Origin of the sequence: Nonomuraea sp. B10E15 (genome assembly GCF_039871615.1) — a bacterium.
Taxonomy (GTDB): domain Bacteria; phylum Actinomycetota; class Actinomycetes; order Streptosporangiales; family Streptosporangiaceae; genus Nonomuraea.
Window position 1 is genome coordinate 279843 of the sequence record NZ_JBDPMB010000005.1, and the last position, 15431, is coordinate 295273.

The 15431-nt window shown below is 71.6% G+C and carries 11 protein-coding genes; 8 read left to right on the forward strand and 3 right to left on the reverse strand.

Translation table 11 applies throughout. The annotated features are described in order from the left end of the window. Positions 1-103: 103 nt before the first annotated feature. Complete coding sequence (locus tag ABGB14_RS19105; RefSeq protein WP_347645025.1) at positions 104-1297, reverse strand: cytochrome P450; 1194 nt, start codon at positions 1295-1297, stop codon at positions 104-106. Positions 1298-1564: 267 nt separating this feature from the next. On the opposite strand from ABGB14_RS19105, the gene ABGB14_RS19110 reads away from it, so the two are divergent. Both ABGB14_RS19110 and ABGB14_RS19115 read left to right on the forward strand, forming a co-directional pair. Next, positions 1565-3703 carry an anthranilate synthase component I gene (locus tag ABGB14_RS19110; protein ID WP_347645026.1) on the forward strand — a complete coding sequence of 713 codons (2139 nt, stop codon included), beginning with the start codon at positions 1565-1567 and terminating at the stop codon, positions 3701-3703. Between the two features lie 41 nt (positions 3704-3744). Next, complete coding sequence (locus tag ABGB14_RS19115; protein ID WP_347645027.1) at positions 3745-4902, forward strand: amidohydrolase family protein; 1158 nt, start codon at positions 3745-3747, stop codon at positions 4900-4902. Positions 4903-4954: 52 nt separating this feature from the next. Here ABGB14_RS19115 and ABGB14_RS19120 read toward each other — a convergent pair whose 3' ends face one another. Next, the gene (locus ABGB14_RS19120) at positions 4955-6460 is read right to left on the reverse strand and encodes a carboxylesterase family protein (RefSeq protein WP_347645029.1); all 1506 of its coding nucleotides are present in this window, start codon (positions 6458-6460) and stop codon (positions 4955-4957) included. A gap of 95 nt (positions 6461-6555) precedes the next feature. Between ABGB14_RS19120 and ABGB14_RS19125 the strand changes: the two genes are divergently transcribed. Continuing rightward, the gene (locus ABGB14_RS19125) at positions 6556-7167 is read left to right on the forward strand and encodes a TetR family transcriptional regulator C-terminal domain-containing protein (protein ID WP_347645030.1); all 612 of its coding nucleotides are present in this window, start codon (positions 6556-6558) and stop codon (positions 7165-7167) included. Positions 7168-7247: 80 nt separating this feature from the next. On the opposite strand, the gene ABGB14_RS19130 is transcribed toward ABGB14_RS19125, so the two are convergent. Further along, positions 7248-8087, reverse strand: coding sequence for a universal stress protein (locus ABGB14_RS19130; protein WP_347645031.1), 840 nt, complete (start codon positions 8085-8087; stop codon positions 7248-7250). A 203-nt stretch (positions 8088-8290) separates the two neighbouring features. Between ABGB14_RS19130 and ABGB14_RS19135 the strand changes: the two genes are divergently transcribed. The 5 genes from ABGB14_RS19135 to ABGB14_RS19155 all read left to right on the forward strand — a co-directional run bounded on the left by ABGB14_RS19135 (position 8291) and on the right by ABGB14_RS19155 (position 15390). Continuing rightward, positions 8291-9328 carry an NAD(P)-dependent alcohol dehydrogenase gene (locus tag ABGB14_RS19135; RefSeq protein WP_347645173.1) on the forward strand — a complete coding sequence of 346 codons (1038 nt, stop codon included), beginning with the start codon at positions 8291-8293 and terminating at the stop codon, positions 9326-9328. Between the two features lie 102 nt (positions 9329-9430). Next, a complete protein-coding gene (locus tag ABGB14_RS19140; protein ID WP_347645032.1) occupies positions 9431-11260 on the forward strand; it encodes a glycoside hydrolase family 15 protein in 1830 nt (609 codons plus the stop codon). Next, the gene (locus ABGB14_RS19145; protein ID WP_347645033.1) at positions 11257-12627 is read left to right on the forward strand and encodes a glucose-6-phosphate dehydrogenase; all 1371 of its coding nucleotides are present in this window, start codon (positions 11257-11259) and stop codon (positions 12625-12627) included. Before ABGB14_RS19140 ends, ABGB14_RS19145 begins: the two co-directional genes overlap by 4 nt. Then, on the forward strand, positions 12627-14396 hold the full coding sequence (locus ABGB14_RS19150; protein WP_347645034.1) for an IlvD/Edd family dehydratase: 1770 nt from the start codon (positions 12627-12629) through the stop codon (positions 14394-14396). Before ABGB14_RS19145 ends, ABGB14_RS19150 begins: the two co-directional genes overlap by 1 nt. Then, the gene (locus ABGB14_RS19155; protein ID WP_347645036.1) at positions 14383-15390 is read left to right on the forward strand and encodes a C-terminal binding protein; all 1008 of its coding nucleotides are present in this window, start codon (positions 14383-14385) and stop codon (positions 15388-15390) included. Before ABGB14_RS19150 ends, ABGB14_RS19155 begins: the two co-directional genes overlap by 14 nt. The last annotated feature ends 41 nt before the right edge of the window (positions 15391-15431 follow it).

The following is a 15431-nucleotide window of genomic DNA, read 5'->3' on the forward strand; positions in this document are numbered from 1 at the left end:
ATTCGTTGCGGGTCGCCGGCCCGCGGGGACGGCGGCCCTGGTCAAGGAAACCCGCGGGAAGGGCGGCCCGCAGGAGTCTAGTGAGCCGTGCCGCGCCGGTCGTTCAGCTCGCGTCCCAGGTGACCGGGAGGTGGTGGACGCCGTAGATGAGCATGTCGGTGCGGAGCGGCACCTCGTCCGGCCCGACGGCGAGCCGCAGCGACGGGAACCGCGCGAACAACGCCGGGTAGGCCGCCCTCATCTCCACCCGCGCCAGCTGCTGGCCGAGGCACTGGTGCACGCCGTGACCGAAGGCGACGTGCCCGCCGCCCGGCCGGTGCAGGTCGAGGGTGTCGGGGTCGGGGAAGCGCTCGGGGTCGCGGTTGGCGGCCGGGATCGAGATGGTGACCGACTGCCCGGCCCGTACCAGCTCGCCGCCGAGCTCGACGTCCTCCAGCGCGGTGCGTACGAGGAAGGGGATGATGCTGAGGTAGCGCAGCAGCTCCTCCACGACCTGGTCGATCCGGTCCGGCTCCCCGCGCAGCACGGCGAGCTGCCCGGGGTGGCGCATCAGCGCGAAGGCGCCCAGGGCGATCATGTTGGCGGTGGTGTCGAGCCCGGCGCCCAGCAGCATGAAGCCGATGTTGGTCAGCTCTTCGTCGGTGAGGTCGCTCCTGGTCAGGCCGCTGAGCAGGTCGTCGGTGGGCGTGGCCCGCCTGGCCAGGACCAGCTCCTCCATGTGCGCCCGCAAGGCGAGGAAGGTGGCGATCCGTTCCTCGCGCGGGAGGTCCATCCGCGTCATCCTGCCGCCCTGGGCCTGGAAGCGCTCGCTCTCCTCCTCCGGCACGCCGAGCAGCTCGCCGATCACGAGCGCGGGGATCGGCATCGCGAACGTCTCCACCAGGTCGGCGGGCGGCCCCTGCCGCTCCATGGTGTCCAGCCGCGCCGTGGTGAGTTCCTCGATGCGCTCGGTGAGCCGGCGCATCCTGCGCACGGTGAACTCGCCGGCCAGCAGGTGGCGGTAACGCGTGTGGACGGGCGGATCGGTCGAGACGAACATCCCGGGAGGCGCGGCCTGGGCGGGCCCCTGACCGGGCTCCTCGACGGGGTGGTGCCGTAGCTCGGACCTGGCGCTGAAGCGCTTGTCGGCCAGCACGTCCCGCGCCAGCGCGTGGGAGGTCACCAGCCAGCCGCGGTGGCCGTCGGGGTAGGCGAGCGGGGTGATGGGCCGGGCCCGGCGCAGCTCGGCCAGGTCGCCGGGCGGGTCGAAGGGCGTGGGCCGCGCGGTGGGGAGCGTGATCGCTCCGGTCTCGGTCATCCTGGGTCTCCTCTCGACCGGTCAGATTTGAATACAGTACTGCTCTGTATTCAAAGGGGCGACTCCGGGGGCGGCGAGCGGGTCGCGTTGCGCGATCATGGTGCGGGAGCTAACCTGTCCCCATGCGAAATCACGCTCAGCTCCAGTGGTGGCGCCGCTTCTAGGCGGCGCGTGTTTCGCATTCCTCAAAGGACGGCCGCCCCGGATGGCGGCCTTTCTCGTGTCCGCCCCCGGGGCTCATCATGTTGACGTGATAAGGGGCAGCAAGTGGAGACGAGCGGATATACCACCGCGGGGGGCATCGTCGTCGAGCGCGAGACGCGCGAGGTGGACGAGGCGGCGCTCGAAGAGATCGTGACGGCCCTCGGAGAGAGACGCGGGGGAGCCTTCTCCTCGGGCATGGACTATCCGGGCCGCTACAGCCGCTGGGCGTTCGGCTACGTCGATCCCTGCCTGGAACTGGTCGCCAAGGGCCGCACCATCGCGGCCGTCGCGCTCAACGAGCGCGGCAGGGTCGTGCTGCCCGCCGTCGCCTCCTGCCTGCTGGCGGCGGGCAAGCCCGTCAGCGAGCCCACGGCCGACCGCGTCGAGGTGCACGTGGCCGAGCCCGGCAGCGATCCCGGAGACCTCCTGCCGGAGGAGATGCGCAGCCGCCGGCCCACCGTGTTCACCGCGATCCGCGAGGTCATCGCCGCCTTCAAGGGCGACGACCCCCACCTCGGCCTCTACGGCGCCTTCGGCTACGACCTGGCCTTCCAGTTCGAGCCGATCCGGCAGGAGCTCGTCCGCCCCGACGACCAGCGCGACCTCGTGCTGCACCTGCCCGACCGGCTCGTCGTGATCGACCGGCAGCGCGAGACCAGCCTCGAGTTCCGCTACGAGTTCACCGTCGACGGCGCCACCACCCGCGGCCTCGACAGGGCGGGCGCCACCGAGGCCCCGGTCGCCCCCGCCCAGGTGCCGCCCGACCCGGAGAAGGGCGAATACGCCAAGGTCGTCGCCGCCGCCAAGGAGAAGTTCAAGCGCGGCGACCTGTTCGAGGTCGTGCCCGGCCAGGTCTTCCACGCCACCTGCGCCGACCCGTCCGCCTTCTACCGCGGCCTGCGCCAGAGCAACCCGGCCCCGTACGAGTTCATCATCAGCCTCGGCGAGGGCGAGCACCTCGTCGGCGCCTCGCCCGAGATGTACGTCAGGGTGAGCGGCGACCGCGTCGAGACCTGCCCCATCTCCGGCACCATCGCCCGCGGCAGCAACCCGGTCGAGGACGCCGAGGCCATCCGCACCCTCCTGTCCAGCGTCAAGGAGGAGTCGGAGCTGACCATGTGCACCGACGTCGACCGCAACGACAAGTCGCGCATCTGCGTGCCCGGCACGGTCAGGGTCATCGGCCGCCGCCAGATCGAGCTCTACTCCCGCCTGATCCACACCGTCGACCACATCGAAGGCCGCCTGCGCCCCGAGTTCGACGCGCTAGACGCCTTCCTGACCCACATGTGGGCCGTCACGGTCACCGGCGCCCCCAAGACGTGGGCCATGCAGTTCATCGAGGACCACGAGGCCACCACCCGCCGGTGGTACGGCGGCGCCATCGGCGTCATCGGCTTCGACGGCTCCATGAACACCGGCCTGACCCTGCGTACCGCCCAAATCAAGAACGGCGTGGCCACTGTGCGGGCCGGCGCCACGCTGCTGTTCGACTCCGACCCCGAGGCCGAGGAGCGCGAGACCGAGCTGAAGGCCAGCGCCCTGCTCGGCGCCCTGGCGGCGGTCGGGCGGACCGGCGCGGAGGCCGTCGCCGAGACCAGGGAGCAGCCGGGCCACGGCATGAAGGTGCTGCTCGTCGACCACGAGGACTCCTTCGTCAACACCCTGGCCGACTATTTCCGCCAGGAGGGCGCCGCGGTGACGACGCTGCGCCACGGCTTCCCGCCCCGCATGCTCGACGAGATCGCCCCCGACCTGGTGGTGCTCTCGCCCGGCCCCGGCTGGCCGACCGACTTCGGCATGTCGGCGCTGCTCGACCAGATCTACGCCCGCGACCTGCCGGTCTTCGGCGTCTGCCTCGGCCTGCAGGCCATGGTCGAGCACGCCGGCGGCACCCTGGAACTGCTCGACTACCCCGAGCACGGCAAGCGCGGCCAGGTCGCGCGGCTAGGCGACGGCGCGCTGCTGGAGGGGCTGCCCGCGGAGTTCACCGCGGCCCGCTACCACTCGCTGCACGCCAAGCGACCCGGCGTCGTCGGCTTCACGCCGACCGCGCTCACGCCCGACGGCAACGTCATGGCCATCGAGGACGCCGAGCGGCGGCGCTTCGCCGTGCAGTTCCACCCCGAGTCGATCCTGACGCAGGAGGGCGGCGCGGGCGCGAAGGTCATCGCCAACGTGCTGCGTCTCTGCCGTAGGTAAAACGCCCGCGGGCGCGTGCGGGGCTCGCCTAGAGTTCCCGCATGCTCCCCGCAGACCTGCCCGGCACGGTACGCGACGCGCTGCTCGCCCCGCTCGTCGACCACCACTGTCACGGGGTGCGGCGGGACGACCTGACCAGAGCCGAGTTCGAGCTGCTCATCAACGAGGGCGGCAGCCCGGCGCCGCCCGGCACCACCCACTTCGACACGCCGTTCGGCGCGGCGGTGCGCCGCTGGTGCGCGCCGCTGCTCGACCTCGAACCGCACGCGCCGCCCGCCGTCTACCTCGCCCGCCGCGCCGAGCTGGGCGCGGGCGAGGTCAACCGGCGGCTCCTGGCGGCGGCCGGCGTGGTGGCCTTCCTGGTGGACACCGAACCGGCCGGCGCCTGGGAGGACGGCGAGCTGCTGTCGGCCACCGAGATGGGCCGGCACGGCGGCGCCGCCGCCGACGAGCTCGTACGGATCGAGGCCGTCGAGCGCGACGTGGCCGCGACGGCGCAGATCTCCGTCGACTACCTCGACGACCTCGGCGAGAAGCTGACCGCGAGGGCCGCCAGGGCGGTCGGGCTCACGACGGTCATCGGGTCGCTCTACGGCCTCGACTTCGACCCGTCCCGGCCCAGCAGGGGCTCGGTGATCGCGGCGGTCAACCGGCGGCTGTCCGACCCCAAGGAGCCGCTGACGGACCCCTTCCTGCTGCGCCACCTGCTGTGGATCGCGATCGACGTGGCCAGGGAGCGGGGGCTGCCCGTGCAGTTCCACACGGGCTTCAGCGGTTCCGGGCCCGACCTGCACCGCAGCGATCCGGCCAGGCTGGGCGCCCTGGTCAGGGCGCTGCAGCCGGCCGCCGTGCCGGTCATCCTGCTGCACTGCTACCCGTTCCACCGTCAGGCCGCCTACCTGGCCGGCCTCTACCCGCACGTCTACGTGGACGTCGGGCTCGCGCTCCCGCACACCGCCGCCGCCTCGGCGAGGGTCGTGGAGGAGCTGCTGGAGCTGGCGCCCTTCCACAAGCAGCTGTTCGGCTCCGGCTGCCACTCCGTGGCCGAGACCGGCTACCTGGGCGCGCTCTCCTACCGGCGGGCGATGGGCGCGGCGCTGCGGGCCAGGCTCGGCTCGGGGGAGTGGAGCGTCGCGGACGCGGCCAGGGTCGCCCACATGATCGGCTCGGGGAACGCCCGCCGGATCTACCGGCTGTGACGCGAGCTCCGAGGGGCGCGTCGAGACGTCCTGGCCTGCGGTGTCCCCGCACTTACGAGAGGTCGAAGGGGGCGGGGAAGTGGCCTTCCCAGATCCGGCGGGAGGCCTGTTCTGGGTAGGGCCGGGTCTGCGACTCGGCGTCCAGGACGCGGGTGAGCCGCTGATCGGGCCGGTGGGCGGCCCATCCCGCGTCCCCGGTGGTGACGAAGCGGACCCATGCCTCCTTGAGCTCGCGGGAGAGCGCGACGGCCTCGGGGGTGGGCTCGTCGCCGATGAGCTGCGTGCCGACGGGGCTGCCCAGCGTGCCGAACGCCAGGGGGATGTCGAGGCTGTGGCAGGCGCCCAGGGCGCCGCCGAGGACCGGGGCGGTCCAGCGCAGTTCGAACAGGTACGACGTGCCGCCGGCTGCGGCGTTGGCCTCGGCCAGCTTCTGTGACGGCATGCGGAAGAGGGCGTCGGAGTACACCGTCTCCACCAGCTCCTCCGGGCCGGCCTGCGGGAACGCGGCGCGGTACGCCTCGGGGCCGTGCGGCTGCGGGGCGAGCAGTTCCAGGGCGGCCTGGGCGTCCTGCTCGGTGTAGGTGCCCTGTCGTCCGCTCATGACGCTGAAGAAGCGGAACTCGTCCCGGGTGTGGCCGACGAGCAGCTCGGTCCCGCTCGCGCGCCCGCCGGTCAGCGCGGGCCAAGGCGTTTCGGGGAGGACCTCACCGTCGACGACGGGGCACAGGGCGGTGCCGGTCTCCGTGAGCCGTCCCCAGCTCTCCCGGTGTGCGTGGAGGCCGGCGTTGAAGGAGGTGAGCTCCGCGGCCAGGTGCCAGGGGTCGATGTCGCGCAGGGCCGCAGCGGTGGGGGCCGCCGCGCCGAGCCGGTCCGCGAGCGCGGCGGTGACCTGCCGTGCCAGCGCGGGGCTGCTGTGCAGGCCCGGCACCGAGTGGGCCATGGCCCGCCGGAAGAGGCCGCGCGCCGGCTTCATCGTCAGCAGGGCGGCGACCGACCCCGCTCCGGCGGACACCCCGGCCACGGTGACCCGGCCGGGGTCGCCTCCGAAGGCGGCGATGTTGCGCTGCACCCACTCCAGCGCCGCGATCTGGTCGAGGAATCCGCGGTTGGGCGGCGCGTCGTCGAGGAACGCGAAACCTTCCGCGCCCACGCGGCAGTTGATGCTCACCACGACGAGTCCCGCCTCGGCCAGCGCCGCCGGGTCGAACATCGGGTCGCTCGACGCCGCCGAGAGGTAACCGCCCACGGGGATCCACACCAGCACCGGCAGTCCTGCCGCGCCCGGATCCGGAGTGCCGACGTTGAGCGTCAGCCAGTCCGTGCCCTGCGGCGGACCCGTGTCGATCGGCAGGGACAGCGGCACGACGGGGCCGAACTCCGTCGCCTGCCTGGTCCCCTCCCAGCGGTGCGGCGGCGCGGGCGCGGCGAAGCGGAGCGCTCCCACCGGGGGCTGGGCGTACGGGATGCCGCGGAACACCGCGTGCCCCTGCCGTCGGCGCCCCTGCACCACACCTTCCGTGGTCCGCACCCTTGGCTGTTCCGGCAGTCGTTCAGGCATGGCGCTTCCTTCCTCGAGTGGAGACCAAGGTTATAAGTCAACTGTATTATGTCAACTGTATGAGAAAGGTTCGGGGTGCGAGAGAGAGGCCGGCAATGCCCAAACAGGTGGATCACCGAGGACGCCGCGAAACGATCGCCCGCGCGCTGTGGCGGGTGGTGGAGCAGCGCGGCGTCGCGCATCTGACGATGCGCGTGGTGGCGCGGGAGGCGGGCATCTCCCTCGGGCAGCTGCAGCACTATTTCGCCTCCCGGGCCGCCATGCTCTCCTTCGCCATGGATTTCGCGTCCGAGCAGACCTCGCTACGCGTCGGCCACGGACTCGAGAAGCTCGGTGACCGTCCGCACCCCCGTGACGTGCTGCGACTGACGCTCGCGGAAATGCTCCCCCTGCATGCCGACGCCCGCGCGACCAGCCGGATGAGCGCCGCCTACGTCCTGGAGGCGCTGCACGACGAGGCCGTCCACGAGCAGGCGCGCCGGGGTCTCGCCCACGGACGGGCCCAGGTCGAGCAGCTGGTCCGCCAGGCGGTCGCCGACGGGCACATCGACCCCGGCCGCGACCCGGCGACCGAGACCAACCTGCTTCTCGCCCTCACCGGCTTCACCCCGCTGATCGAACTGGGCGTGATCGGGCCCGGGGACGCCCTTGCCGCGATCGATCTGCATCTGGACAGGCTGTTCAGCGGGAACGGCCGGAGCGCGTGACCTCCAGCCAAGCCGGCACCGCGACTTCAGGCCCCGAGCGCGAGGTCAGCGCCGTACGCCTGCGCGGCACGCGCGAACGCTCATGACGTCTCTCCGCGTGGCCGCACTATCGCGACCGGGCACGCGGCACGGTGCAGCACGCCGTGCCCGACCGACCCGAGCATGGCGGAGGTGAAACCACCCAGCCCGCGGGAGCCGACCACGACCAGGTCCGCCGCGGCGGAGGCGTCGACGAGGGCGAGGACCGGGTGCTCGCACACCTGCCGGTCGTCGATCTCGATGTCGGGATGGTCCTTCCGCCAGCGGACCACCCGCTCCCGAGCCGCACGCGAGTCCTCCCGGCTCGCGTTCTCGAGAAGGTCGCTGTACCCGGATGCGTAGGCGGAGACCATCGGCATGTTCCACGCGTAGATGACGGCCAGCGACGCACGCCGGGCGCGAGCCTGCTCGACGGCGTAGGCCACCGCCTGCGCCGCGCAGTCCGAGCCGTCGTCGCCCACCACGATCCGGCCGTGTTCCCCGGCGACGGATTCACGCACGATGACGACGCGCCCGGCGGCATGTCCTGCGACCGCCATGCTGACCGAGCCGAGAAGCAATCCGGCGAATCCTCCCCTGCCCCTGTTGCCCAGCACCAGGGAGTCGGCGGACACCGACTGGCCGATCAGCGCGTCGACGACATTCCCGCTGAGCAGCTCGGTGCTCACCTCGACGTCCGCCCCCGCGGCGCGGGCGCGGTCGGCGGCGGCGGCCACCGTCCCCTCGCAGTACGTCCTGGTGTCGACGCCGGCAAGCGCCCCTTCGCACACGTGCACGACCCTCAGCGGCAGTCGCCGCCGCCGGGCGTCGCCCGCCGCCCACTGCACCGCCGCGTTCGCTGCCTTGGAGCCGTCCGCGGCGGCCACGATCGGTCGAGCCATATCGGCCTCCCCATGAGTTCTCCCCTCACGCCATGCTTCCCGGATCGGGCATCCGTGCACGTCGACGGCCATCCGCGGACAGTCCGCGACGAAAGGGCTCACGTTAGACGCCGAGATCGACAGGGTAGAGCTGGGCGTGTTTGCGGCGTTCTCGGCGACGCCGGACACGGGGAACATTCGGGGGCACGATGCAAGCGTTCGTGATGAAGCAGATCGGACAGGTCGGCTTGATGGACAAGCCCGTCCCGCGGCCCGGGCCCCTGGACGCCGTCGTGCGAACCACCACCGCCCTGATCTGCACGTCGGACTCCCACACCGTCAAGGGCGGCATCGGGCCGCGGGAGAACCTGACGCTCGGCCACGAGGGCGTCGGCGTGGTGCACGAGGTGGGTGGCGAGGTGACGGCTTTCCGGCCGGGCGACCGCGTCCTGGTGGGCGCCATCACCCCCGACTGGGGCGATCTCGCCTCCCAGAACGGTCATCCGTCGCAGTCCGGCGGACCACTCGGAGGGTTCAAGTTCGCCAATTCCAAGGACGGGGTCTTCGCCGAGTATTTCCACGTCAACGATGCCGACGCCAACCTGGCGAAGATCCCCGACGGCGTCCCCGACGAGATGGCGGTCTACTGCGCCGACATGCTCTCGACCGGGTTCATGGGCGCGGAGAACGGCAACATCCCCATCGGTGGGACGGTGGCCGTGCTCGCCCAGGGCCCGGTGGGCCTCATGGCCACCGCGGGCGCCAAGCTGCGCGGCGCCGGCCTGGTCATCGGGGTCGAATCGGTGGCCGGCCGGCAGCGGCTCGCCCGCGACTACGGCGCCGACGAGATCGTCGACTTCACCACCGAGGACGTCGTCGAGCGCATCCTCGACCTGACCCGGGGGCAGGGCGTGGACACCGCCATCGAAGCCCTCGGCGCGGACGCCACCTTCCAGACCGCCATAAAGATCACCAAACCAGGTGGGACGGTGTCCAACACCGGCTATTACGGAGAAGGCGAGTTCGTACGCATCCCCCGCGTCGAGTGGGGCGTCGGGATGGCCGACAAGACGATCACGAGCGGCCTGTGCCCCGGCGGCAGGCTGCGCATGGAACGGCTGCTGCGCGTACTGGAGAGCAAGCGGCTCGATCCCACGCGCATGACCACCCACACGTTCCGCTTCGACGAGATGGAGCGCGCCTTCGAGGTCTCGGACAAGAAGCTCGACGACATGGTGAAAGTGCTGATCACGTTCTCGTGACGGAAGCTGGTCATTGTCGGTAACGGACAGCGGCGACGTCCGCTCACCAGGAGCATCCCCCTCTCCGGCGGTGGCACGTCGGTACGGAGGAGAAACGCAGACATGCTCGATCTCGATCCACCTTTCCGCCCGGTGCGCCGCCAGGAGGGCTATCCGGCGCTGGAGGACCTGGGCCTCATCGGCGACGGCACGACGGCGGCGCTGGCCGGCGTCGACGGTTCGATCCCGTGGCTGTGCCTGCCCCGCTTCGACAGCGAGCCGCTGCTGTGCGGGCTGCTTGATCGTGAGCACGGCGGCCACTTCACGTTGACCGTGGACGACCTGCGCGAGGCCCGGCAGTTCTACGAGCCGGACACCGCGGTGCTGGTGACCGAGTTGCGCGGCCCGACCGGCCTGGTCCGGATCACCGACGCGCTGGCCCTGCGCGCCGGCGCCGACCTCAGCGACGACGCGGGAGGCGGCCGGGGCGAGCTGGTCCGGTCCGCGGTCGTGCGGGCCGGGACCGTGCGGCTGCGGGCGGAGCTGGAGCCGCGCGGCGGCGGGCGGGCGCGGGCCCTTTACGGCGGCCTGGAGGTGAGCGCCTCCCGGCGGCCTGACCTGCGGCTGCATCTGCGTTCCAACCGTCCGTTGACCGGCCTGCGCACCGAGCACGACCTTCAGGAGGGCGACCGCCTCGATCTGGTGTTGTCGTGGGGACGCATCCACCGCCATCACCGTTTCGACCCCGAGGCGATGGTGCGGCAGACCATCGAGGCCTGGCGACGCTGGATGCGCAAGTGCAGCTACCGAGGCCCGCAGGAAGCGCTGGTCCGGCGTTCGGTGATCACGCTCAAGCTGTGCGACGACTGGGGCAACGGTTCACTCGTCGCGGCGCCCACGTCCTCCTTGCCCGCACCGATCGGCGGGGGGCGCAACTGGGACTACCGCTACACCTGGATCCGTGACGCCGCCTACTCCGTGTTCGCGCTGCGCCGCGTCGGCTTCGAGGAGGAGGCCGACGCCTTCCTCGGCTGGGTCCTCGACGCCTTCGAGCAGAGCCGACGTCCGCGCATCATGTACACCCTTGACGGCCGCCCCGTACCGGAAGAGGTCCACGACGCCGGCCTGGAGGGTTACCGGCGCTCGGCTCCGGTGCGCTGGGGCAACGGCGCCGCCGACCAGCGCCAGCACGACGTCTACGGCGAGGTGCTCGACTGCGCCGACCAGTGGCTGCTTCCGGGCCGCGAGCTCCAGCCGGCGCTGTGGTCCGGTCTGGCGGAGCTGGCCGAGGCCGCCGCGCACACGTGGCAGCAGCCGGATCAGGGCATCTGGGAGGTACGCAGCGAAGGCCGGATCTTCACCTACTCGGTCGGCATGTGCCAGGTGGCACTGACCCGGGCCGCGGCCATCGGCGAGCGGCTCGGCCTGTCCGGGCCGATCGACACCTGGCGCGCCACCGCGGAGAAACTCCGCCGGCTCATCCTGGACCAGGCCTGGAACGAGGACAAGCAGTGCCTGAGCGAGCACCTCGACGGCAGCGGCGGCCTGGACGCCAGCCTGCTCGCGCTGCCGCTGCGCAAGGTCGTCCCCGCCGACCACCCGCGCATGGCGGCCACGACCGCGGCCGTCGCCGAACGCCTGTCGGCCGGTGACGGCCTGCTCTACCGCTACCTGCACGGGGACTCGCCAGACGGATTGGCCGGCGACGAGGGCGCCTTCGTGTTGTGCAGTTTCTGGCTGGTCGACAACCTGATCCTGCAGGGCCACCGGGACCGGGCCGCGGACCTGTACGCGACGCTGTGCGCCCGCGCCAACCCGGTCGGGCTGATGCCCGAGCAGATCGACCCGTCCACGGGGACATTCATGGGCAACTTTCCGCAGGCGTTCAGCCACATCGGGATCATCGCCAGCGGCGTCAACCTGGCACGAGCCGAAGGAGGCACCCCGGCATGATCGACCGCCTCGTCATCCTCGGCGCCACCGGCGACCTCAACGCCCGCTTCCTGCTGCCGGCCCTGGCCGCCCTGCGCGCGGCCGGCCACGTCGGCGACCGGTTCGAACTCGTCTGCGCCGACCGTCGGGACTGGACCGGCGAGGAGTTCCGCCGCTGGGCGTCCGACCAGCTCGACCGGCACGCCGCGGCGGAGTCCGGCGAGACCAGGAAGGCGATCGCCGACCGCGCCCGGTACCGGCGGACGGACGCCACCGACGCCGCCGACATCGCCTCGCTCGTCGCCGGTGACGGTCCCGTCGCCGTCTACCTCGCCCTCCCGCCGGCGATCTTTCCCGGCGTGGTCGCCGCCCTCGGCGCCGCGAACCTGCCGCCGGGCAGCCGGATCGTGCTGGAGAAGCCGTTCGGCGAAGACCTCGACAGCGCGGTGGAGCTGAACCGGCTGCTGGCGGGGGTCGTGCCCGAGCAGGCGGTGTTCCGTGTCGACCACTTCCTGGCCATGACGACCGTCCAGAACGTGCTCGGCAGCCGGCTGGCCAACCGCGTCCTGGAGCCCCTCTGGAACAGCGCCCACATCTCCGAGGTGGAGATCATCTGGGACGAGACCCTCGCGCTGGAGGGCAGGGCGGGCTACTACGACGGCGTAGGGGCGCTGAAGGACATGGTGCAGAACCATCTGCTCCAGGTGTTGTGCCTGGTGGCCATGGAACCGCCGCTCAGCCTCGGCGAACGCGACCTGCGGGACCGGAAGATCGACGTGCTCCGCTCGGTGCGCCCGCTCACCGACGACGACGTCGTACGCCGAACTCGCCGCGCACGCTACCTGGCCGGCCGCGCCGGCGACCGCGACGTGCCCGCCTACGCCGAGGAGGAGGGCGTGGACCCGCGACGCCGCACCGAGACCTTCGCCGAGGTGGAGCTGGAGCTCGAGAGCTGGCGCTGGTCCGGCACGACCTTCCGGCTCCGCACCGGCAAGGCGCTCGGCCATGACCGCAAAGAGGTCGCCGTACGCTTCCGGCCCGTCCCGCACCTGCCCCTCGGCCTCGGGGAGGAGGCCGAGCCCAACGTGCTGCGCTTCGGGCTGGAGCCGGAGAGCATGACCCTGGCGCTGGCCGGCATCGGCACCGACGCCCGCACTCTCGCCCCGCTGACCCTCACCGCACGGCCGGCGCCCTCCGAACTGCCTGCCTACGGCCGCCTGCTGCTGGACGTGCTGCTGGGGAACGCGGCCCTGTCCATCCGCGGCGACGAGGCCGAAGAGGCCTGGCGGGTCCTCGCGCCGGTCATGTCGGCCTGGTCGAGGGATCTGGCGCCGCTTGGCGAGTATCCGGCCGGATCGGACGGTCCTGCCTCGGTGAGGAGCAGCTGATGCCGTCGACGGAGCGCGCCACGGGCGCCCTGCGCAGCCAGATCTGGTGGGACAACGCCGGCAACCCGGAGATGACGGCCCTGTATCTCGAACGCTATCTCAACTTCGGGCTGACCCCGGCCGAACTCCGGTCCGGCAGGCCGGTCATCGGCATCGCCCAGACGGGCAGCGACCTGGTGCCCTGCAACCGCCACCACCTCGACCTCGCCGGCCGGGTCAGGGACGGGATCCGCGACGGCGGTGGCATCCCGCTCGAGTTCCCCGTCCATCCGCTGCAGGAGACCGGGAAACGCCCGACCGCCGCGCTGGATCGCAACCTCGCCTACCTCGGGCTGGTCGAGGTGCTCTACGGGTATCCACTTGACGGGGTCGTGCTGACGACCGGCTGTGACAAGACCACGCCCGCGTGCCTGGCAGCGGCGGCGACGGTGAACATCCCGGCGATCGTCCTGTCCGGAGGGCCGATGCTCAACGGCTATCGCGAGGGCGAGCGGATCGGCGCGTCCGGCTCAGGGCTGGTGATCTGGCAGTCGAAGCGGCTGCTGGCCACCGGGGAGATCGACTACGACGAGTTCATGGCGCGCGTGTGCGCTTCCGCGCCCAGCATCGGTCACTGCAACACGATGGGGACCGCGCTGTCCATGAACAGCCTGGCCGAGGCACTGGGGATGTCCCTGCCGGGCTGCGCGGCGATCCCGGCCCCCTATCGCCGGCGAGCGCAGATGGCCTACGACACAGGCCGTCGAGCGGTGGATCTCGTACGCGAGGACCTCACCCCGCGCAAGATCATGACCTTGCGGGCCTTCGAGAACGCGATCATGGTCGCCTCGGCCATCTCCGCCTCCACCAACGTGCCCATCCACATCAACGCCATCGCGCGACACGTCGGGGTGCCGTTGTCGATCCAGGACTGGCAACGGGTCGGAGCCGACATCCCGGCGCTGGCGAACGTCGCCCCCGCCGGTGAGTTCCTCGGCGAGGACTTCTACCGCGCCGGCGGTGTCCCCGCCGTCATGCGGTCGTTGCTGACGGCGGGGCGCCTGCACGGCGACGCCGTGACCGTCTCCGGCCGTACCGTGGCCGAGAACCTGGCCGATGCCCCGCCCGCCGACCCGACGGTCATCCGTCCCTTCGACGAGCCTCTCGCCGCCCACGGCGGGCTTCTCATCATGACGGGCAACCTGTTCGACTCCGCGGTCATGAAGACCTCGGTCCTCACCGGCGACTTCCGCGCGGTGTCCGACTATCGCGCCATCGTCTTCGACGGGCCCGAGGACTACCACGCCCGCATCGAAGATCCAGAACTGGGCCTGGACGAGGACTGCATCCTCGTCATCCGCTACACCGGGCCGATCGGCTATCCGGGCTCGGCCGAGGTCGTCAACATGGAGGTCCCCGCCGCGCTGCTCCGGCGGGGCATCACCACGTTGCCCACGCTCGGTGACGGCCGCCAGAGCGGCACCTCGGACGCGCCGTCGATTCTCAACGCCAGCCCCGAGGCCGCGGTCGGCGGCAATCTCGCCATCCTGCGCACCGGCGACCGCATCCGCATCGACGTGGACAACGCACGCGTCGACGTCCTCCTGCCGGATGAGGAGATCGCCGCGCGGTGGGCCGACCACACACCGCCGGTGGTCGAGAACCAGACACCGTGGCAGGAGATCTACCGCTCCACAGTCGGGCAACTGGACAGCGGAGGCTGCCTGGAGCTGGCTCTGGCCTACCAGGACCTCGTACACACCAAGGGGATTCCCCGTGACTCGCACTGACGCCAGAGGCACCATCATGATCGCCGACTACGACTTCGGCGACGTGGACATCGAACGCGCGATCGTCGAGGGCGCCGGATTCGAGCTGCTCGCCGCGCAGTGCAAGAGCGAGGACGAGGTGATCGAGAAGGGCCGGGACGTCGACGGCCTGCTGACCCAGTACGTCCGGGTCGGCGCCCGCGCCATCGACGCGTTCACCCGGTGCCGGGTGATCGCCCGCTACGGCACGGGCGTGGACATCGTCGACGTCGACGCCGCGACCCGGCGGGGCATCCAGGTCACGAACGCGCCGAACGAGTGGTGCGCGGAGGAGGTCGCCGATCACGCCGTCGCGCTCTGGCTGGCCGCCGCCCGCAAGATCTGCGTGTATGACCGGGAGACCCGCGAGGGCGTATGGCAGTGGCAGAGCGGGGAGCCGATCTGGCGGCTGCGGGGACGGGTGTTCGGGCTGCTGTCCTTCGGCTTCATCGCCCAGCTCATCGCCGAACGCGCCAGAGCGTTCGGCGTCGAGGTCTGGGCGCACGACCCGTTCCTCGACGAGTCCGAGATCCGATCGCGCCAGGTGCGGCCGGTGTCCTTCGGCGAGCTCGTGGAAGGTGCCGACTACCTCGTGATCCAGGCGCCGCTCACCCCCGGGACGCACCACACCTTCGACCGTACGACGCTGCGCAGGATGAAGCCGACCGCGATCCTCGTCAACACCGGGCGCGGCCCGATCGTGGAGGACGCGGCGGTCCACCAGGCACTGACCGAGGGATGGATCGCGGGCGCGGCGCTGGACGACCTCGAGGAGGAGCCCGCGAAACAGCGGGACTGGCGTCCGCGCAACCCCCTGTTCACGCTGCCCAACGTGATCATCTCTCCCCATGCCGCCTACTACTCCGAGGAAGCCGTCACGACAGTGCGGCGCATCGCCGCGGAAGAGGCCGTACGGGTCCTGACCGGGCGACGCGCCCGTAGCCCGGTCAACGACGTGACGGCCGGCTCTCCCTGAGGAACCCGGGCACGACATCGTGCTCGCCGTCCGATCGGGAG